This is a genomic window from Xanthomonas arboricola pv. juglandis (assembly GCF_905367715.1).
GTDB classification, from domain to species: Bacteria; Pseudomonadota; Gammaproteobacteria; order Xanthomonadales; family Xanthomonadaceae; genus Xanthomonas; species Xanthomonas arboricola.
Genome location: NZ_HG999362.1, coordinates 4,199,611 through 4,217,592, shown reverse-complemented (window position 1 = coordinate 4,217,592; position 17,982 = coordinate 4,199,611). Strand labels below are relative to the sequence as shown.

Here is a 17,982-nt window from a genome sequence, read left to right as displayed (position 1 = left end):
GCGGATGAGGGGACGTGCGAAGCCACCCTTGGAACAACAGGTGGGCTTCGCTCGTACCCTCACCCCAACCCCTCTGCCGACGGGAGGGGGCTTGAAGCAGCAGCTCACAACCCGGCAGTACTCCGATCGCCGCGGAACTGCTTGCGCACCCAGTCGTCGATCATCGCCTTTTCGAAGCGCAGTGGATCGCTGTCGGTCAGGCGCGGGCCGCTCATCAGAAACGCCGAATCCACCAGCTTGCGTTCGCCCTGGTCGATCACCTGGCCATCGGCGCCGGTCAGCGTGTAGTTGAAGCTCAGGCGCGGCGGGTAGATGTCCTTGACGATGCGCACGTCCTGCATGCGCGGCCCGTGCCAGGGCTCGTACTGGCCGGCGCGGCGGATGTCGGTGATGGTCACGCTCAGGCGCTGGCCGTCGGGCAGCTTGCGCGCGGCGCTCTGCTGGAAATAGGTCGCCAGCTGGGTCACCCAGTCGCCACGCTGCGCTTCCCAGCGGTTGCCGCTGAAGCGCACTTCGGAAAACTGCGCCGGGTCGGTCCAGCGCACATCGACCTTGCCATCGCCGGTCAGCGCGTGTGGCGCCTGCGGGTCGGTGACGTTGCGTACACGTGCCTGCGCGCCGGTTGCCGCGAGCAGTCCTGCCAGCAACAGGCTGGCGCCGCAAAGGCTGGAACGTTTCATGGAAAGTCTCCAAGCGGAAGGTACGTGGACGTACCGGGCGTCGTTGCAGTGTGGGGGCGCATCTGCCTGCCGGCAACGCTTGCCGCGCAAGGGCTGGCAGGCCATTGCCACGCGGTTAATCCGCAACGCTGGCGCCATGACGGCGGGTTCACCGCGCCTGCGCCTGCGCTTCACGGCGCAGCCCGGAAGATCGCCAGCATGGACACCCACTCTTTCCGCACAAAGTCAGCCTCTTCGGCGCCGGCACACATGCCGTCGGACGTGCGCCTGCAGTTCATCGACTGGGCGAAACAGCACGGCCATAACCCCGCCACCGGGGCCGCCGCCTTCGTCGCCCTGCAAAGCGATGTGGACCTGGATCTGGCCACGCGCACGCTGCGCCTGGAGCCGGGAGCCTCGCCGCGTGATGCCTTGCGCGAGCACCTGGCCGCGTTGGCGCGCCAGGGCGATGTGGCGGTGCAGTTCCCGCCGGTCTACGCCTACACCGCCGCCAACGGGCTTGAGTACCGCTACTCGCTGATGCTGGTGATTGCCGAGGATTGCGTCGAGTGGACCGGGCGGGTCTGGCAGGACCTGGATTACCAGGGAATGCTCACCGGCCGCGGCCAGGGTCCACGCGCCAACTACACCCAACTGGCGCGGATGGCGCTGGAACACGAGCTTGATCAGGAGCGCCCCCGTTATGTCCAGGCATGAACTCGAATTGCAGCTGCCGCTGGGCGCACAGGTCGCCACCGGCGAGGATGGTTTCAGCGAGCGCTGTCGCAGCGAATGCGCCAAGCTTGGCTTGTCGCGGGTGCGACTGCTGTTGCTGGACGCCGAGTACGCGCGTTCCACCGCCTGGCGCGAAGAAGCGCAGCGCTGGATGGACGAGCAGTTGCGTCGCGAAGGCGAGTGGGTGTTTCGCGGGGTGATCGCCGGAATCGTGGTGCTGGCGGCCTGCATCGCGCTGTGCGCGGCGCTGCTGTGGTGATCCCTGGGGAGCCGGCGGCACGCGCGTGAACCGGGTCGGCCGGCTGTGCACCCGCTGACGACACCGGGCGTGGTTTCATCTGCTCGTCATCCGCCCTGGCACCACCCCTGGATCCCGATTTGAGCACCTCGACCACCAGCCCCGATCTGGCCACCAGCCACCCGGCAGCCCTCGCCGAGCCCTTCCTCGACCCGGGGATGTACCACGAGATCTTCCATAATCTGGACGCGGGGTTCTGCGTCATTGATATGGTGTTCGATGGCGACAAGGCCGTCGATTACGTGATCCGGATGACCAATGGCGCATTCGAGCGCTACACCGGTCTTTCCAATGTATTGAACGTGTCCATTCGCGGCATGCTGGTCGATCACGAACAGGAATGGTTCGACCGCTACGGCCATGTCGCGCGCACCGGCAACCGCATCCATTTCGAAATGCAGGCCAAGGCCTTGCGCCGCTGGTACTCGGTGGATGCATTCCGGGTCGGGCAGCCGGAACAGGCGCGGGTGGCGGTGTTGTTCATGGACATCACCGAGCGCAAGCGGGTGGAACGCGAGCTGGCCGAGAGCGAGGCCCGTTTCAGCGCCCTGGCCGATGGCCTGCCGATGCCGGTCTGGGTACTGGACGCGCAAGGCGTGGTGCGCTTCGTCAACAGTGCCTATGGCGAGTTTTTCGGCATCGACATTTCCAGCGGCACGGTGTCGGCCTGGAGCGAGTTGCTGCATCCGGACGACCTGTCGATCTTCCAGTTCGAACTGGCCACCGCATTGGAGGAACAGCGCGGCCTGCATGCACTGGTGCGTGCGCGCCGCCACGACGCACAGTGGCGCTGGATCGAAATGACCGCCACGCCGCGCTATTCGGCCGACGGGCGTTTCATCGGCCTGGCCGGCAGCAGCCCGGACGTGACCGAACAACGCGAGATCGAACTGGCGCGCGAGCAACTGCTCGAATCCGAGCGTAGCGCACGCAACGAAGCCGAGAGCATGGCGCGGCTGAAGGACGAGTTCCTGGCCACCTTGTCGCACGAATTGCGCACGCCGCTGACCACCATTCTGGGCTGGAGCGAGCTGCTGCTGCAGCGGGTCGAAGAAGGCCATCCCAACTACAAGGGTCTGTCGGTGATCGCCAGCAGCGCCCGTGCGCAGAAACGCCTGATTTCGGACATGCTCGACCTCAGCAGCATGTTGCTGGGCAAGGTGCAGTTGGAGGTCGAGTCGCTGGATCTGGTCGAACAGGTGCGCGAGGCCCTGAACACCCAGGAGCTGGCTGCCGAGGGCAAGGACCAGGTGCTGGAAGTGCATGCCCCGTCCGCGCCGTGTCTGGTGCTGGGCGATGCCACGCGGCTGCAGCAGGTGCTATGGAATCTGCTGTCCAACGCGATCAAGTTCACCCCGGCACATGGCCGCATCGACGTCACCATCGAACGCGACGACGGCCACCTGCTGGTCGCGGTACGCGATTCGGGCGACGGCATCGCAGCGGAGTTCCTTCCGCATCTGTTCGGCCGCTTCCGCCAGGCCGACGGCACCACCACGCGCCAGCATGGCGGCCTGGGCCTGGGCCTGGCGATCGTGCAGCAGCTGGTGGAAATGCATGGCGGCCAGGTCAGCGCCACCAGCGGCGGTCGCGGCAAGGGCGCCACCTTCACCGTGCGCCTGCCGGAGCATATTCCCGATCAGGCCAGGCGTCCGCGGCGCGAGCTGCGCCGGCGCTTGATGTCCGAGCAGATCATCGAAGCGCGCGCGCTCAACGGCTTGCGCCTGCTGGCGGTGGAAGACCAGCCGGACATGCTCGATTACCTGCGCCGTCTGCTGGAAGAGCAGGGCGCCGAAGTTGTCACCGCCGGCAGCGCCACCGATGCGCTGGCACTGATCGATCATCGCGGCCACGCACGCTTCGATCTGATGCTGACCGACATCGGCATGCCGGGCATGGACGGCTACGGGCTGATCCGCACCGTGCGCGAGAACATGGGGCTGGACGCGGCGGCACTGCCGGCCGTGGCAGTGACCGCCCTGGCACGCGACGACGATCGCAAGCGCGCGCTGGACTCCGGTTTCCAGGAGCATCTGGCCAAGCCCTACAGCGTCGCCCAACTGGTCACCGCAGTGCGCGCCGCGCGCGAATCGGTGGAGTGAGACGGCAGGCGGCGCCGATGTCGCGCCGCTGCCCCGGCTGACGGGCAGCAGGTGAAAGAGGCTGTTTACTGCCTCTTTCACGGCCGATGGCCTAGCGTGGTGCATTCCCTCGATGGAGATGACGCCATGTCCAGATACGCCCCGCATGTCTATTCGGAACAAGTGCAGATCGCCACGCTCGAACACTGGGTGTCGTTGCTTGGTGGGCAGGAGCGCGTGCGCGTCGAGCTCGACGACGGCAGCATGATCAGCGGCACCGTCGCCGTGCGCCCGAGCATCCAGACCTATCTCGACGACCAGCAACGCGAAGGCCTCAACGGCCAGTTGCGCATCGACCAGCTGGATGCCGCGCAGGAGCCGCACTGGATCTGGATGGACCGCATCGTGGCAGTGCACCCCTTGCCGCTGGGCAGCGATCCGCAAGCCGCTCCCTGAGTCACGCATTGACGATGTGTTTACTTCTCGTCGTGGCGTTGACGGCATGATGGCCGATTGTCGTAACTGTTCAGGATCAATCGCGCAATGAATGCTCCCGCGTTGAAGCTCGCCCGCTGGCCGCTGTCGTTAATGACCGTCGCCATCCTCGCCGCCTGCGGCGATACCGCCACGCTTGCCATCGAACAAGGGACCGGGCCGAACCCGCAATTGCCCGAGCCGGTCAAACGCCTGATCCCCACCGTCAAGGTGGCGCCCGTCAAGCGCTGGACCGAGAACGCCAAGCCGATCGCTGCCGACGACCTGCAGGTTGCCGCGTTTGCACGCGACCTGGATCACCCGCGCTGGGTCTATGTGCTGCCGAACGGCGACGTGCTGGTGGCCGAGACCGCCGAGCCGCCCAAGCCGGAAGACGCCGAAGGCGGCGGCATCCGCAAGAAGGTGCAGGGCGCGATGATGAGCAAGGCCGGCGCCGTGGTGCCCAGTGCCAACCGCATCACCTTGCTGCGCGATGCCGATGGCGACGGCGTGGCCGAAGTGCGCACCCAGTTCATCAGCGGGCTGTTTTCCCCGTTCGGCATGGCCCTGATCGGCGATCGTTTCTACGTGGCCAATGCCGATGCGCTGGTGAGCTTTCCGTACAAGCCCGGCGAGACGCATATCACCGCCAAGCCGACCTTCGTGGCCAATCTGCCCGGCGGCCTGAATCACCATTGGACCAAGTCGCTGCTGGCCAGCGCCGACGGCAGCAAGCTGTATGTCGGCGTCGGTTCCAACAGCAACGTGGCCGAAAACGGCATGGAGGCCGAACTCAACCGCGCCGCGATCCTGGAGATCGACCCGGCCACCGGCAGCAGCCGCGTGTTCGCCAGCGGCCTACGCAATCCGGTCGGCACCGCCTGGGAGCCGCAGAGCAAGTCGCTGTGGGTGGTGGTCAACGAGCGCGACGAGATCGGTAGCGATCTGGTGCCGGATTACCTGACCTCGGTGCGCGACGGCGGCTTCTATGGCTGGCCCTACAGCTATTACGGCCAGCATGTGGACGAGCGGGTCAAACCGCAGAACCCCGAGCTGGTGGCCAAGGCGATCAAGCCCGACTACGCGCTGGGCCCGCATACCGCCTCGCTGGGCCTGAGCTTTGCCAGCGGAAGCCTGTTGCCGGAGCGCTTCCGCCAGGGCGCCTTCATCGGCCAGCACGGTTCGTGGAATCGCGACCCGCCCAGCGGCTACAAGGTGCTGTTCGTGCCGTTTGTCGATGGCAAGCCCAGCGGCACGCCGATCACGGTGCTGGATGGTTTTCTGGATGCCGAAGGCAATGCGCAGGGGCGCCCGGTGGGCGTGAGCCCGGACAATACCGGGGCGCTGCTGGTGGCCGACGATGTCGGCAATGTGATCTGGCGGGTGACACCCAAGGCGCGCTGATCCAGACAACGCGCTGGCTCAGGCGTCCAAACGAAAAAACCGGGCCCAGGCCCGGTTTTTTCATCCGTGTGCCGCGGTCGTGCGCGGCGCCACGCCAATGCGCCCACGCTCAGCGCGGCGGTTCGGGCGAGGCACTGAAGCGCCGCGCATAGCCACGTTCTTCGGTGATCCGGCTGATGTCGTCATCGGCCATTTCCGGGGCGCCATACACCGCATATGCCACGCTGCCGTCGTCGCGCTCGCCGACCTGGTGCAGGCGGTAGCGCGGCCGGCCCGCACCGGTGTTTTCGGGGTAGTGCATCGGTGGCGGGGTGTCATCCAGATCCATTTCGCTGTTGTCGACCACTCCACCTACGAACAGGGCTCGCATCGCGTCTCTCCGGTATTGGTGTGATTCCAGCCTAGGCGGGCGGATGTTGCGTGCGCATCAATAGACCGTATAGACATTGGAAGGGTCGCCGTCTGCAGATCACGCAATCGAATGCCCGCCCAAGCGGGCGCCAGGGCGGGTGGCAGGCGGCGCTCCCTTACAATGACGGCCTGTTCCCGACCCGATGATCCGATGGCTGGCCCGCACGATGCCCCGCTTCAAGCTCTGTTTCTGCCCTTCGCCCAGGGCGTGCTGCCCTGGCCCAGCGGTCCGGTGCTGTTCCTGCGCGCGCGCGACGGGTTTCCGCTGCGCGAGCATGCGGCTGCCGATGCGCTGACCTGCGAGCAGAGCTTTCGTCCCTTCGCCGAAGCGCTGGAGCGCAACGGCTGGAACGTGCGCGAAGAGAGCGAGATCGAGGCCGACAGCACCCGTTATGCCCTGGTGCTGGTGTTGCCGCCGCGGCAGCGCGAGGAAGCGCGTGCCCTGTTCGCGCGCGCGGTCGCGCTGGCCGCACCGGGCGGCCGCGTGGTGGCCTGCCAGTCCAACAACGAGGGCGCACGCTCGGGCGAGGCGGATCTGCGTCAGCTCACCGGCCTGGCCGGCAGCCTGACCAAGCACCATTGCCGTACCTACTGGAGCGCGCCGCTGCCTGCCGACACCGATGCAGCGCTGCAGGCGCGCTGGGCCGCGCTGGATGCGCCGCGCCCCATTCTGGACGGGCGCTTCGTCAGTCGCCCCGGTGTGTTTGCCTGGGACCGCATCGATCCTGCCTCGGCGCTGCTGGTCGAGCATCTGCCGAGTACGCTGGCTGGGCATGGCGCCGATCTGGGCGCGGGCTTCGGTTATCTATCGGCCGAGGTGCTGGCGCGTTGCCCCAAGGTCACCGGGCTGGATCTGTACGAGGCCGAGGCGCGCGCGCTGACCCTGGCGCGGCGCAACCTGCAGGCCATCGCGCATCCGGCGCAGCTGCAGTACCACTGGCGCGACGTCACCGCCGGCCTGGGGGCGCAGTACGATTTCATCGTCAGCAACCCGCCGTTCCACACGCCTTCGCGTGCCGATCGCCCGGATATCGGCCAGCGCTTCATCGCCGTGGCCGCGCAGGCGTTGCGCCCGGGTGGGCAGCTGCTGCTGGTCGCCAACCGGCATCTGCCCTACGAGTACGTGCTCAACGAAAGCTTCGGGCAGGTGCGCGTGGCCGCCGAACGCGACGGTTTCAAGCTGATTTCCGCCATCCGTGGTCGCGGAGCGCGCGCATGAAGCTGGTCAAGCACATCGCCAACCTCGGCTACGGCAGCCGCAAGCAGGTGACCCAGCTGTTTCGCCAGGGCGCGGTCACCGACGCCGCCGGCGAGGTGCTGTATGCCGACGACCAGGTGGAGCACGATGCGATCCGCATCGATGGCGAACCGCTGGATCCGCCGGCGGGTTTCAGCCTGTTGCTGCACAAGCCCAGCGGCTACACCTGCTCGACCAAGGACACCGGCCGGCTGATCTACGAACTGCTGCCGCCGCGCTTCCGTTCGCGCGCACCGGTGCTGGCGCCGGTGGGGCGGCTGGATCGCGAGACCAGCGGCATGTTGCTGATGACCGACGACGGCGCGCTGCTGCACCGGATCATTTCGCCCAAGTCGGCGCTGGACAAGGTCTACGACGTCACCCTGGCCGAGGACCTGCGCGGTGACGAGGCGGCGCTGTTTGCCAGCGGCACGCTGTTGCTGGAAGGCGAAACCAAGCCGCTGCTGCCGGCCGAACTGGAAGTGCTAGGCCCACGCGAAGCACGCCTGACCCTGCACGAAGGCCGCTACCACCAGGTGCGGCGCATGTTCGCCGCCGCCGGCAATCACGTGGTGGCCTTGCACCGCAGCCGCATCGGTGGCTTGGCGCTGGACGGTCTGCCGTCCGGGCAATGGCGCGCGCTGGGGGCAGGGGATCTTGCGGTGTTGTTCGGCCGCAGCGAGCAGGCCTGAGCCGCGCCACTAGTGATGGCGCCTGGGCGCTCCCGGCCTGCGCGGTGTGCTGCAGGCCGCCTGCGCCGCAATGCCTCAGACGTACTGCATCTTGCGCGACATGCCGCCATCGACGATGAAATCCTGTCCGGTCACAAAGCCGGACAGCTGCGGCGACAGCAGATAGACCGCCAGTTGCGCGATGTCTTCCGGCGTGCCGACCCGTCCGGCTGGATGCTGGGCATGGTCGCGCCGTGACAACTTGGGTGTGCGCCGGCGCGCCGGTGCGCGCCAGGCGTCGGTGCTGATCCAGCCCGGACTGATGCTGTTGACGCGCACCTGCGGGCCTTCGCTCAGCGCCAAGGCGTGGGTGAAGGCCACCAGCCCGCCCTTGGCGGCGGCATAGGCTTCGCTATGCGGCTCCGATTGCCAGGCGCGGGTGGAGGCGATGTTGACGATCGCACCGCCGCCCTGGGCCTGCGCCAATGCGGGCAAGGCCTGCTTGCTGCACAGGAAGGCGCCATGCAGGCTGGCCAGCCTGCGATTCCACTCGTCCCAGTCCAGTTGCGGCAATGGCGGCACATGCGGATCGGCCACGCCGGCGTTGTTGACCAGGCCATCGAGTCGCCCGAAGCGGGTGAGCGCGGTGGCGATCAGGCGCGCTGCCTGGGCCGGGCGCGCGGCATCGCAACGCACGAAGGCACTGCGTCGCGGCAATGCCCACTCCTGCAGGCAGGCCTTGCCGGCATCGGCATCCAGGTCGCCGATCATCACGCTGCCACCGGCGCCCAGCACCGCCTGCGCGATGCCACGGCCGATGCCTTGGGCGCCGCCGGTGATCACCACCACGCGGTCCTGCAACGGCGAGGGATTCCATGCGGAGACGGCGGGGGTCAGGGGCATCGGGCGCACCAGGGTAGCGAGGTCGCGCGCACTGTAACGCGGGCGCCGTGGTGGCCGTAGCAACGCGATCGCCAAGCGCGAGGCATGCAGATTGGTGGCTTGCCCGCCGTTAGCGCGTCATGCCGCGCCGCTGCGCGCCGGCATCGCTGCGCGTTTCACGCACGCGCCGCCGCACGCGATGCGGCGGTCAGTGCTGCGATGCGCTCAACAACCGTTCCCAGCCGTCCTGGCCCAGGCGTTCCAGCGTCTGGATATTGCGTTCGACGATCACGTCCGGGTCCGGAAACGCGGCCACCGCACGCTCCACGCTGTCTTCGCGCAGCAGGTGCAGGGTGGGGTAGGGCGAGCGGTTGGTGAAGTTGGCCACGTCATCCACCGCCGCGCCTGCGAACTGATAGTCCGGATGGAAGCTGGCCACCTGCAACACGCCACCCAGATCCAGCGCTTCCACCGCCGCATCGGCGTTGTCGAGGAAGTCGTTGTAGTCCAGGAAATCGGTGAGCACGTCCGGATGCACGATCAAGGTGGTGTCGATCTGCTCGGCCGGCGTGTCGCGCAGCAACACCAGTTCTTCGGCCAGTTGTTCGAGCAGCGCTTCGGGCGTGCTGGCATCGCTGAGCACCAGCCGCACCTGCTCCTTGACGTAGACCGCCTTGGCAAACGGGCACAGATTCAGGCCGATCACCGCGCGCTCGATCCACTGGCGGGTGGCGGTCAACGGATCGAGCGTGGCAGGCATGGTCGTCATCGTGGCGGCGGCGTGATGGTGGGCCAGTGTATGCGATCGCTGCCGGCGCGGCCGCCTGTGCCGGTGTGGTGCAGTGCGGAGCCGGCGCTTGGCGGAATGCGGGGAGAACTGCAGCAGTTGCAGCACTGACGCGGCCTAGGTGGCATCCGCATGCGTGTTTGCGCCGACATGCGCGCGCAGAAACGCACTCGATGCCTGCGCAACTTTATCGGCGTGCGGGGTCTTGTGCGGCGAGCCGATCGCATGCGCGCCGGTGTCGAAGGCCATCGCGCAGGTGTGCTCCGGCGCGCTGCCGAGCGCAGCGAACATCGCCAGCATCGCCGGCACCGAGGCGGTGGGATCCTCCTCGCCATTGGCAGCGCGGTAATAGCCCAGAAACACCGGGCACTGCACGCGTGGCCACGGTGGATCGGCGGCAACCGCGTCGAACAGGCTGCGCAGCGCGCGGAATCCATCCGGGTGGATGGTGCTGGACCAGAACGCCAGGGACGCGGCGGTGCGCGGGCGCGGGTCGGTCAAGGGCGTTTGCGCGGCGCAGACCTGATCCAGCAGCGCCGGGTCGGCCGGCCGGATGCCCGGTGACCAGGCGACCACCGCAGCCACCGCGTCGGGGCGCTGCGCCGCAAGCCATAAGCCCAGCGTGGCACCCATGGACGAGCCAACGATCGCCACGCGTGCACCCATGTGCTGTGCCTGCGCCAGTGCATCCAGGGCCGAGGCCTGCAACGCTGCCGGCGTCAGCCCCTGCATCGCATCGGCGGCGCTGCGGCCATGCCCGGGCCAACGGTGCACGTACAGGTTGGCAGCCAGCGCATCGGCGATCTGCTCGGGCAGTTCGCCGGCTTCTCCCGGGCTGGCGGTGAACCCGTGCAGGTACAGCAGCGCCAGCGGCGTGCGCGTCTGCGCGGCGGTGTGCCAGTGCCGGCGTGCCGCGTTGCCCGGTTTCAGGTCAGCCTGTTGCATGGGGGGCATGCGCGGCGAGGATGGCCAGCAATTGGTGTGCGTTGATCGGTTTGGACAGATAGCCGGCCACGCCGGCCGCGGTGGCCTCGCGCATCGAATCGGTGCGGGTGTCGGCGGTCAGCACGATGATCGGCGGCAGCGCGGCGATCGCCGCGCGCGCCTCACCCAGCGCGTCCCAGCCCGAGGTGCCGGGCATGTGCAGGTCGAGGAACACCAGGTCCGGCGCCGCCTCGCGGATGCGCTGCACCGCGTTGCTGCCATCGCTGTGAAAGCTCACCCGGTGCCCGGCGCGGGTGAGCAGATTGCCGATCACCAGCCGATTGGTGTCCATGTCCTCGAACACCAGGCAATGCAACGGCGGCACCGTCGCGGCATGCTGTTGCAGGGCCTCGCGCAGCGCCGGCGGGCGGCAGCCTTGCGCCGCGGCGGCGGCCAGTGCGAAGGTCCAGCGAAATACGCTGCCGCCGCCGGGGTTGTCGCGCACGCTCAGGCTGCCGCCCATCGCCTCGGACACCGACAGCGCAATGAACAGGCCCAGCCCGACCCCGCCCTCGGCACGGCTGAAACCGGTGCTGAGCTGGGTGAAGGGCGTGAAGATATAGGCCTTCTGGGCGTCGGGGATGCCGATGCCGGTATCGGTCACGGTCACCGCGATCGTCCAGCGCTGCTGCACCTGCGTGGCGGCGATCAGCACGTCGACCGCGCCACCGGCCGGGGTGAACTTGATCGCATTGATGACCAGGTTGGTGATGACCTGTTCGATACGCCCCTCGTCGCCGATGAGGTCAGGCGTCTGCGCGGCATCGCTGCGCAGCGCCAGCGCCACGCCCTTGGTCGACGCTGCACTCGCGCACACCGCTTTGACCGTGGCCAGCACGTCGAGCAGGCTCAGCGGCTTGCTGTGCAGCTGCAGCCGGCCACCGTCGATGCTGGCCACGTCGATCACTTCGTTCACCCGATGCCGCAGCGCGATTGCATTGACCGTCACCGCCTGCATCAGTTCGCGCTGTTGCGCCGACAAGGTGTCGCTGTCGATCAGTTGCGCGCAGTTGATGACCGCATTCAACGGCGTGCGCAGTTCGTGGTTCATGGTGCTGATGAAGCGGCTCTGCGCATCGCGCGCGGCCAGCGCCTGCAGGGCGATCTCCTGCATTGCACTGACGATGCGCGCCACCAGCAGCGGCAGCACCACGCTCAGCGCCACCGCATACACGAAGTAGGCCGGCCGCGACAGCCAGTAGCCGGCCGGCGCGGTCAGCAGCATCAGCACGAAGGTGCTGAGCAGCACCGGCAGCGTCGCCTTCTGCCCATAGCGCGCCACCGCGGCGATGGTGATAAAGGGCAGGAAGGCGTTCAGCGACATCAGCAGGATGAAGGCCAGATAGGTCTGGATGCCGATGAACAGCAGGTTCATCGCAAACCCGATCGCATCCAGCCACTCGCCCGGCGGGATGATCCTGCGTCGCACCAGCACCATCCAGACCACCGCCACCATCCACAGCGTCGCCGCGGTGGGGAAGACCGCCTGTGCATCCCTGACCAGCACTGGTTGCGGCCCGTACAGCCAGCCGAAGCACCACAGCGCCACGATGGTCTGAACGATCACCCGGCCGACGCAGGCGCGATATTCCAGGAACGATTCGAACAGCCGCACCAGCCTGTCGTTGCGCAGCTGCCGGGCGGCCAGAATCAGGCCGGGCGCCGCGCGGTTGGATCCACTACGCATCGGGGGCGGTGTCGTCGTTGGGGAGGGTGCGCCGGTAATTCTCGACCAGCAGGCCGGCCGCGGTCGCAATTGCGGCGTAGCGCTGCGCAAGCGCGGACCCGGGTTCGCCGCCGTCGACATCGCCGCGCAACTGGTCGCAGGCGTTCAGCAGTTCGGCAGAGCCGGTCAGCGAGAGCGTGTTCTTGAGCGAATGGATCTGCTCCAGTGCCTGCGCCTGGGTGGTGCTGGCCTGGCCGAGCGTGCAGCTGGCGATGGCGCGCTGCACTTCCACCGCAAACGCATCGGCAAACGCCGCGGCCGCCAGCGGGTCCAGCCCGGCCAACGTATGCAGCGTCGAGCCGGCTTCGATGCGTGGCTGTGCGTGCGTCATGGCGCACGCCGTCCCGGCAGCGGGCGGCGCCTGCGGCACCGTGGCCAGGTGCGCGCGTTGCAACAGGCTGGAGAGCAGGCCGCGCATGCTTGCATCAGATCCGTAACGCGCCGGCGCGCGCGTGGCCGATGCCCGGGTAGCGGACAGCCGACACATCGCGCTGCGCGGCCCGCCTGCACAGTGCGGCACGACAAGGCGCCGTGTCAGCCACCACGCGTGCTCAGTCGCGGAAGTTGTCGAACTGCAGCGGCAGCTCGAAGTCGGCCTTCTTCAGCAGCGCCATCGCATCCTGCAGATCGTCGCGCTTCTTTCCACTCACGCGCAGCTTGTCGCCATTGATCTGCGCCTCGACCTTGAGCTTGGCTTCCTTCAGCTTGGCCACCAGCTGCTTGGCCTGCTTCTGCTCGATGCCCTGCTTGACGGTGACCTTCTGGCGCGCACCGGCCAGGTTGGTTTCCATGTCGCCGAACTCCAGGCAACGCACGTCGATGCCGCGCGCCAGCAGGCGCGCGCGCAGGATGTCGGTCATCTGCTTGACCTGGAAATCGCTGGGTGCGGACTGGTTGATCGCCTTGCCGTCTTCCAGCTCGAACCTGGCCTCGACCCCCTTGAAATCGAAGCGCGTATCCAGCTCGCGGTTGGCCTGGTCCACCGCATTGGTCAGTTCGTGCTTGTCGACTTCGGACACCACGTCGAAGGAAGGCATGCAAAGCTCCTGCTGTCTGTAAACAGCCGCCATTCTAGGGCATCGCGTCGTCGCCCCTGTCGACACAGGGTTGCCAGTCTGCGCACACGCGCAGCGATAATGGTCCATGCCCACCACCCGCTCTCCGCTTCCCGCCATCACCTGGATGGTGGCCGCCGTGGCCTGTTTCTCGCTGATGGACGCGGGAATGAAGCTGCTGTCGGCGCATTACCCGCCGCTGCAGGTCACCCTGCTGCGCGGCGCCGCCTCGCTGCCGTTCGTGCTGGTGTGGGTATTTGCCACGGCCGGCCCGCGTTCGATCGTGCCGGTGCGCTGGGGCCTGCACCTGCTGCGCGGGGTATTGGGCATGGTGATGATCGGCTGCTTCGTCTACGGCCTGAAGCGCATGCCGCTGTCGACCGCCTACACGCTGTATTTCGTCGCCCCGCTGCTGGTGGCGGCACTGTCGGTGCCGTTGCTGGGCGAGCGGGTCGGGCCACGCCGCTGGACGGCGATCGGCATCGGCCTGGTCGGGGTGATCGTGGTGTTGCGCCCGGGCGTGGACGGGCTGATCTCGCTGCCCGGGCTGATGGTGCTGCTGGCGGCCACCGCCTATGCCATCGCCGCCATCAGCGTGAGTCTGCTGACCCGCACCGACACCCCGCAGGCGATGGTGGTGTCGTTCCTGCTGTTCATGGCGGTCGGCGCCGGCCTGCTGGCCATTCCCGACTGGGTGCCGTTGCGGGGCGAGCACGCCTGGCTGATCGCCGGCATGGGCCTGGCTGGCGCGCTGGGGCAGATCGCGCTGACCCAGGCCTTTCTGCGCGGCGAGGCCTCGATGATCGCGCCGCTGGAATACACCGGCCTGGTCTGGGTGATCGGCTTGGACTGGCTGCTGTGGCAGACCCTGCCCGACAGCTGGACCTGGACCGGCGCCGGCATCATCGTCGCCAGCGGGCTGTATCTGCTGCGCCGGGAGCGGATCCGCAAGGCGGATCGGCCGATGTCGTTGGATAAGCCGTGATTAGGGAGTCGGGATTGGGGATTTGGGATTCGCAAAAGTCCAGAGCACCTTGCCGTTGCTCTAACCAATCCCCAATCCCGACTCCCCAATCCCTAACTTAGAACTCATTGGAATATCGTCCGCAAACATTGACTGGTAGGCTTCACGGCCCCCCAATCGGCCACGCGCGGTGATCCAGTTTCAGCGGCTGCACAAGTCTTATTCCGTTGACGGTCGCCAGATCGTGGCGCTGCATCCACTCGATCTGCGGATCGGCCCCGGCGAGGTGTTCGGCATCATCGGCCATTCCGGTGCCGGCAAGTCGACCCTGATCCGGCTGATCAACCGGCTGGAAGAACCCAGCGGCGGGCGGCTGCTGATCGGCGACGAGGACGTCACCGCGCTGGACAGCCAGGGCCTGCGCGCGCTGCGCCGGCGTGTCGGGATGATCTTCCAGCACTTCAACCTGCTGTCCTCGCGCAGCGTGGCCGGCAATGTGGCGTTTCCGCTGGAACTGGCCGGCACCCCGCGCGCCGAGGTCGATGCGCGCGTGGCCGAGCTGCTGGCACGGGTCGGGCTGGAGCAGCATGCCAGCAAGTATCCGGCGCAGCTGTCAGGCGGGCAGAAGCAACGCGTGGGCATTGCGCGCGCGCTGGCCACCCGGCCGCAGATCCTGCTGTGCGACGAGGCCACCAGCGCGCTGGACCCGCAGACCACCGCCTCGGTGCTGCAGCTGCTGGCGCAGATCAACCGCGAGCTGGGCCTGACCATCGTGCTGATCACCCACGAGATGGACGTGATCCGCCGCGTCTGCGACCGCGTCGCGGTGCTGGATGCCGGCAAGCTGGTGGAAACCGGCCCGGTGACCGAGGTGTTCCTGCACCCGCAGCACGCCACCACCCGGCGCTTCGTGTCCGAAGCCGAGCACGTGGACGAGGCCGAGCTGCATCGCGACTTCGCCGCGGTGGGCGGGCGCATCGTGCGGCTGACCTTCCTGGGCAACGGCACCTACGAACCGGTGCTGGGCCGTATCGCCCGCGAGACCGGGGTGGACTACAACATCCTGTCCGGGCGCGTGGACCGCATCAAGGACACCCCGTATGGCCAGCTCATCGTCGCGCTGACCGGCGGCGACCATAACGCGGCACGCGCCGGCTTCGTCGCCGCCGGCGTGCACGTGGAGGATCTGCGCGTATGACTCTGATCGCCACGACAAGCGGGTTTTTCCGCAATCTCGATGCCGCCAAGTGGGGCGACATCGGCCAGGCCACGCTCGATACCTTGCTGATGCTGGCCGGTGCGCTGCCGCTGACGCTGCTGATCGGCCTGCCGCTGGGCGTTGCGCTGTTCCTGTGCGGTGCCCCGCAGCTGCGCCGCCGCCCGGTGCTGTACGGCGTGCTCGCGGCACTGATCAACCTGCTGCGCTCGGTGCCCTTCATCATCCTGATGATCGCGATGATTCCGCTCACGCTGATGCTGATGGGCACCTCGCTGGGCGTGCGCGGCGCGATCCTGCCGCTGGTGGTCGGCGCCGCACCGTTCTACGCGCGGCTGGTGGAAACCGCCTTGCGCGAAGTGGACCGCGGGATCATCGAAGCCAGCCAGGCGATGGGCGCCACCACCCGCCAGCTGGTGCTGCGCGTGCTGCTGCCCGAAGCGCGCCCGGGCCTGATCGCCGGCGCCACCGTGACCACCATTGCGCTGATCGGTTTCACCGCGATGGGCGGTGCGATCGGCTCCGGCGGGCTGGGCGATGTCGCGTACCGCGAGGGCTACCTGCGCTCGCATTCGGATGTCGCGCTGATCACCGTGATCGCCCTGCTGGTGCTGGTGCAGCTGCTGCAGATGCTGGGCGACTGGCTGGTGGCGCGCTACAGCCGGCGCTGAGCTCGACCGCGATCGCGTGTTGCCGGCGCGCGCAGGGCCAAGCAAGCACACGGGCCGATCGCCGCTACACCCGCGGTCTGCTAGGTTTAGCGCTTGCGGCAGTGCCGCATTCCTCCTCCCACGGACCCCCACATGAGCACATTCGCGTTTCGTTCCCTCCTGGCTGCGGCCACGCTGGCCCTGGCCTCCTGTGGCGGTAGCGGTAGTAGCAGCGGCGGCGACACACTGACGGTGGCCGCCACCGCGGTGCCGCATGCCGAGATCCTGGAGGTGGTCGAACCGCTGCTGGCCAAGCAGGGCGTCAAGCTGGACGTGCGCGTGTTCAACGACTACGTGCAGCCCAACGACCAGGTCGTGCAGAAGCAGATCGACGTCAACTACTTCCAGACCGAGCCGTACCTGGATGCCTACAACCGCGACCGCAAGAGCCAGCTGGTGACTGTGGTCGGCGTGCATATCGAGCCGTTCGGCGCGTATTCGCGCCGGTTCAAGGCATTGGCCGAACTGCCCAACGGCGCCGACGTGGTGATTCCCAACGACCCGAGCAACAACAGCCGCGCGCTGATCCTGCTCGACAAGGCGGGCGTGATCAAACTCAAGGACCCGAGCAATGCCCTGTCCAGCCAGCGCGACATCGTCGAAAACCCCAAGCAGCTGAAGTTCCGCGAGCTCGATTCGGCGATGCTGCCGCGCGTGCTCGACCAGGTCGACCTGGCACTGATCAACACCAACTACGCGCTCGACGCCGGCCTCAATCCAACCCGCGACGCATTGGCGATCGAGAGCAAGGATTCGCCGTACGTGAACTTCCTGGTCTCGCGCCCGGACAACAAGGACGACCCGCGCGTGCAGAAGCTGGCCAAGGCCTTGACCAGCCCGGAAGTGAAGGCGTTTATCGAGCAGAAGTACAAAGGCGCAGTGTTGCCGGCGTTCTAAGAGCGGCGATCAGACCGACCGCGCTCACCGCCGGGCGAGTGCTGCCGGCTCTTGGCATCGGCGTGCACCCCGCGGACATGCCGGTTGCTGCGCGCCGTCCACGTTCACCTGACGTCCGCGCGTTACGGGTTGCCAACCACTCTTCACCGCCACCGAGCATGTGATGCCACTTCTCCTCGCCATACCGCTGGCCGTGATCATCGCCCTGGCGGTGTTCGCGGTGCTGTTGCCGTTGTCGCTGGTGCAGCGCTTTCGTGTCGGCACCGCGCGGCGGCAGGCACGCGGCTGGCTGTTGATGATCAATCTGGTCTCGGCCGGCCTTTCCACCGTGCTGTTCGTGATCTTCGTGTTGATCGCCGCCGCGTTCTGGCCCGGCGCGATCAGCCATGCCGCCTTCGGCTGGGCCTGCGGGCTGGCACTGGGGCTGCTGGCACTGCGTCTGACCCGCTTCGAGCGCACCCAGCAGGGGCTGTTCTACCGGCCCAACCTGTGGCTGGTGCTGGCCTTGACCGCGCTGGTGGTGGTACGTGTGATCGCCGGCATGGTGCAGGGGTGGCGCAGCACCTGGCAGGGTGCTGCCTGGCCCACGGAAGGGTGGCTCAGTCACGCCAGCCTGTTGGGCGCGGCCGGCGTACTGCTCGGCTATGCGCTCGCCTATGCCACCTTGCTGTGGTGGCGCTGGCGCAGCGCGCGCCTTCGCGGCAGCGTCTACTGGCGCTGAGCGGGCGGCGCCACGATTTCAAAGCATAAAAAACGGGCCTTGCGGCCCGTTTTTTGTTCGACTGAAACGT

Annotated in this window: 20 protein-coding genes; 12 read left to right on the top strand and 8 right to left on the bottom strand. The window is 67.5% G+C overall.

Features of this window, described 5'->3' with window-relative positions; all coding sequences use genetic code 11:
* Positions 1-104: 104 nt before the first annotated feature.
* Complete coding sequence (locus tag KHN93_RS18100) at positions 105-680, bottom strand: DUF3016 domain-containing protein (protein ID WP_211920969.1); 576 nt, start codon at positions 678-680, stop codon at positions 105-107.
* A gap of 249 nt (positions 681-929) precedes the next feature.
* Between KHN93_RS18100 and KHN93_RS18095 the strand changes: the two genes are divergently transcribed.
* The 5 genes from KHN93_RS18095 (at position 930) to KHN93_RS18075 (ending at position 5,651) form a co-directional block, all read left to right on the top strand.
* Positions 930-1,376, top strand: a complete 447-nt coding sequence (locus tag KHN93_RS18095) for a hypothetical protein (protein WP_024940280.1) — start codon at positions 930-932, stop codon at positions 1,374-1,376.
* Complete coding sequence (locus tag KHN93_RS18090) at positions 1,363-1,653, top strand: hypothetical protein (RefSeq protein ID WP_016903448.1); 291 nt, start codon at positions 1,363-1,365, stop codon at positions 1,651-1,653. Before KHN93_RS18095 ends, KHN93_RS18090 begins: the two co-directional genes overlap by 14 nt.
* Positions 1,654-1,760: 107 nt before the next feature.
* The gene (locus KHN93_RS18085; RefSeq protein WP_212579678.1) at positions 1,761-3,794 is read left to right on the top strand and encodes a hybrid sensor histidine kinase/response regulator; all 2,034 of its coding nucleotides are present in this window, start codon (positions 1,761-1,763) and stop codon (positions 3,792-3,794) included.
* A gap of 126 nt (positions 3,795-3,920) precedes the next feature.
* Positions 3,921-4,229, top strand: a complete 309-nt coding sequence (locus tag KHN93_RS18080; protein ID WP_016903450.1) for a DUF3247 family protein — start codon at positions 3,921-3,923, stop codon at positions 4,227-4,229.
* An 87-nt stretch (positions 4,230-4,316) separates the two neighbouring features.
* Positions 4,317-5,651 (top strand): PQQ-dependent sugar dehydrogenase, encoded by a 1,335-nt coding sequence (locus KHN93_RS18075; RefSeq protein ID WP_016903451.1) that lies wholly within the window; start codon positions 4,317-4,319, stop codon positions 5,649-5,651.
* Positions 5,652-5,760: 109 nt separating this feature from the next.
* Here KHN93_RS18075 and KHN93_RS18070 read toward each other — a convergent pair whose 3' ends face one another.
* Positions 5,761-6,021 (bottom strand): hypothetical protein, encoded by a 261-nt coding sequence (locus KHN93_RS18070; RefSeq protein ID WP_087962350.1) that lies wholly within the window; start codon positions 6,019-6,021, stop codon positions 5,761-5,763.
* 192 nt (positions 6,022-6,213) lie between these two features.
* Here KHN93_RS18070 and KHN93_RS18065 point away from each other — a divergent pair, with 192 nt between their 5' ends.
* On the top strand, positions 6,214-7,281 hold the full coding sequence (locus KHN93_RS18065) for a class I SAM-dependent methyltransferase (RefSeq protein ID WP_024940274.1): 1,068 nt from the start codon (positions 6,214-6,216) through the stop codon (positions 7,279-7,281).
* Positions 7,278-7,991: a pseudouridine synthase gene (locus KHN93_RS18060; RefSeq protein WP_102583538.1), complete on the top strand. Its 714-nt coding sequence runs from the start codon at positions 7,278-7,280 to the stop codon at positions 7,989-7,991. The genes KHN93_RS18065 and KHN93_RS18060 overlap by 4 nt, the downstream gene beginning before the upstream one ends.
* A 75-nt stretch (positions 7,992-8,066) precedes the next feature.
* On the opposite strand, the gene KHN93_RS18055 is transcribed toward KHN93_RS18060, so the two are convergent.
* From KHN93_RS18055 to KHN93_RS18030, 6 genes are all read right to left on the bottom strand, one after another.
* Complete coding sequence (locus tag KHN93_RS18055) at positions 8,067-8,873, bottom strand: SDR family oxidoreductase (protein WP_104560184.1); 807 nt, start codon at positions 8,871-8,873, stop codon at positions 8,067-8,069.
* Between the two features lie 187 nt (positions 8,874-9,060).
* The gene (locus KHN93_RS18050; RefSeq protein WP_211920967.1) at positions 9,061-9,621 is read right to left on the bottom strand and encodes a DUF1415 domain-containing protein; all 561 of its coding nucleotides are present in this window, start codon (positions 9,619-9,621) and stop codon (positions 9,061-9,063) included.
* Between the two features lie 135 nt (positions 9,622-9,756).
* On the bottom strand, positions 9,757-10,584 hold the full coding sequence (locus tag KHN93_RS18045; RefSeq protein WP_211920965.1) for an alpha/beta hydrolase: 828 nt from the start codon (positions 10,582-10,584) through the stop codon (positions 9,757-9,759).
* On the bottom strand, positions 10,571-12,310 hold the full coding sequence (locus tag KHN93_RS18040) for an ATP-binding response regulator (protein WP_104560112.1): 1,740 nt from the start codon (positions 12,308-12,310) through the stop codon (positions 10,571-10,573). The genes KHN93_RS18045 and KHN93_RS18040 overlap by 14 nt, the downstream gene beginning before the upstream one ends.
* Complete coding sequence (locus KHN93_RS18035) at positions 12,303-12,767, bottom strand: hypothetical protein (protein WP_024940269.1); 465 nt, start codon at positions 12,765-12,767, stop codon at positions 12,303-12,305. The genes KHN93_RS18040 and KHN93_RS18035 overlap by 8 nt, the downstream gene beginning before the upstream one ends.
* A gap of 133 nt (positions 12,768-12,900) precedes the next feature.
* A complete protein-coding gene (locus KHN93_RS18030) occupies positions 12,901-13,386 on the bottom strand; it encodes a YajQ family cyclic di-GMP-binding protein (RefSeq protein WP_016903460.1) in 486 nt (161 codons plus the stop codon).
* Positions 13,387-13,492: 106 nt separating this feature from the next.
* On the opposite strand from KHN93_RS18030, the gene KHN93_RS18025 reads away from it, so the two are divergent.
* The 5 genes from KHN93_RS18025 to KHN93_RS18005 all read left to right on the top strand — a co-directional run bounded on the left by KHN93_RS18025 (position 13,493) and on the right by KHN93_RS18005 (position 17,912).
* Entirely contained in the window at positions 13,493-14,389 is an 897-nt protein-coding gene (locus KHN93_RS18025; protein ID WP_039525238.1) for a DMT family transporter, read from the top strand.
* A gap of 169 nt (positions 14,390-14,558) precedes the next feature.
* Complete coding sequence (locus KHN93_RS18020; protein WP_024940267.1) at positions 14,559-15,566, top strand: methionine ABC transporter ATP-binding protein; 1,008 nt, start codon at positions 14,559-14,561, stop codon at positions 15,564-15,566.
* Positions 15,563-16,255: a methionine ABC transporter permease gene (locus KHN93_RS18015; RefSeq protein WP_024940266.1), complete on the top strand. Its 693-nt coding sequence runs from the start codon at positions 15,563-15,565 to the stop codon at positions 16,253-16,255. Before KHN93_RS18020 ends, KHN93_RS18015 begins: the two co-directional genes overlap by 4 nt.
* A 132-nt stretch (positions 16,256-16,387) precedes the next feature.
* Positions 16,388-17,191 carry a MetQ/NlpA family ABC transporter substrate-binding protein gene (locus KHN93_RS18010; protein WP_104560109.1) on the top strand — a complete coding sequence of 268 codons (804 nt, stop codon included), beginning with the start codon at positions 16,388-16,390 and terminating at the stop codon, positions 17,189-17,191.
* A gap of 163 nt (positions 17,192-17,354) precedes the next feature.
* On the top strand, positions 17,355-17,912 hold the full coding sequence (locus KHN93_RS18005; RefSeq protein ID WP_024940264.1) for a CcdC protein domain-containing protein: 558 nt from the start codon (positions 17,355-17,357) through the stop codon (positions 17,910-17,912).
* The last annotated feature ends 70 nt before the right edge of the window (positions 17,913-17,982 follow it).

Bases quoted from the DNA above. Each gene is read 5' to 3' on its own strand.
- KHN93_RS18100 (WP_211920969.1), bottom strand. From the start codon at position 680: ATGAAACGTTCCAGCCTTTGCGGCGCCAGCCTGTTGCTGGCAGGACTG.
- KHN93_RS18095 (WP_024940280.1), top strand. From the start codon at position 930: ATGCCGTCGGACGTGCGCCTGCAGTTCATCGACTGGGCGAAACAGCAC.
- KHN93_RS18090 (WP_016903448.1), top strand. From the start codon at position 1,363: ATGTCCAGGCATGAACTCGAATTGCAGCTGCCGCTGGGCGCACAGGTC.
- KHN93_RS18080 (WP_016903450.1), top strand. From the start codon at position 3,921: ATGTCCAGATACGCCCCGCATGTCTATTCGGAACAAGTGCAGATCGCC.
- KHN93_RS18075 (WP_016903451.1), top strand. From the start codon at position 4,317: ATGAATGCTCCCGCGTTGAAGCTCGCCCGCTGGCCGCTGTCGTTAATG.
- KHN93_RS18070 (WP_087962350.1), bottom strand. From the start codon at position 6,021: ATGCGAGCCCTGTTCGTAGGTGGAGTGGTCGACAACAGCGAAATGGAT.
- KHN93_RS18065 (WP_024940274.1), top strand. From the start codon at position 6,214: ATGGCTGGCCCGCACGATGCCCCGCTTCAAGCTCTGTTTCTGCCCTTC.
- KHN93_RS18060 (WP_102583538.1), top strand. From the start codon at position 7,278: ATGAAGCTGGTCAAGCACATCGCCAACCTCGGCTACGGCAGCCGCAAG.
- KHN93_RS18055 (WP_104560184.1), bottom strand. From the start codon at position 8,873: ATGCCCCTGACCCCCGCCGTCTCCGCATGGAATCCCTCGCCGTTGCAG.
- KHN93_RS18050 (WP_211920967.1), bottom strand. From the start codon at position 9,621: ATGACGACCATGCCTGCCACGCTCGATCCGTTGACCGCCACCCGCCAG.
- KHN93_RS18045 (WP_211920965.1), bottom strand. From the start codon at position 10,584: ATGCAACAGGCTGACCTGAAACCGGGCAACGCGGCACGCCGGCACTGG.
- KHN93_RS18040 (WP_104560112.1), bottom strand. From the start codon at position 12,310: ATGCGTAGTGGATCCAACCGCGCGGCGCCCGGCCTGATTCTGGCCGCC.
- KHN93_RS18035 (WP_024940269.1), bottom strand. From the start codon at position 12,767: ATGCGCGGCCTGCTCTCCAGCCTGTTGCAACGCGCGCACCTGGCCACG.
- KHN93_RS18030 (WP_016903460.1), bottom strand. From the start codon at position 13,386: ATGCCTTCCTTCGACGTGGTGTCCGAAGTCGACAAGCACGAACTGACC.
- KHN93_RS18025 (WP_039525238.1), top strand. From the start codon at position 13,493: ATGCCCACCACCCGCTCTCCGCTTCCCGCCATCACCTGGATGGTGGCC.
- KHN93_RS18015 (WP_024940266.1), top strand. From the start codon at position 15,563: ATGACTCTGATCGCCACGACAAGCGGGTTTTTCCGCAATCTCGATGCC.
- KHN93_RS18010 (WP_104560109.1), top strand. From the start codon at position 16,388: ATGAGCACATTCGCGTTTCGTTCCCTCCTGGCTGCGGCCACGCTGGCC.
- KHN93_RS18005 (WP_024940264.1), top strand. From the start codon at position 17,355: ATGCCACTTCTCCTCGCCATACCGCTGGCCGTGATCATCGCCCTGGCG.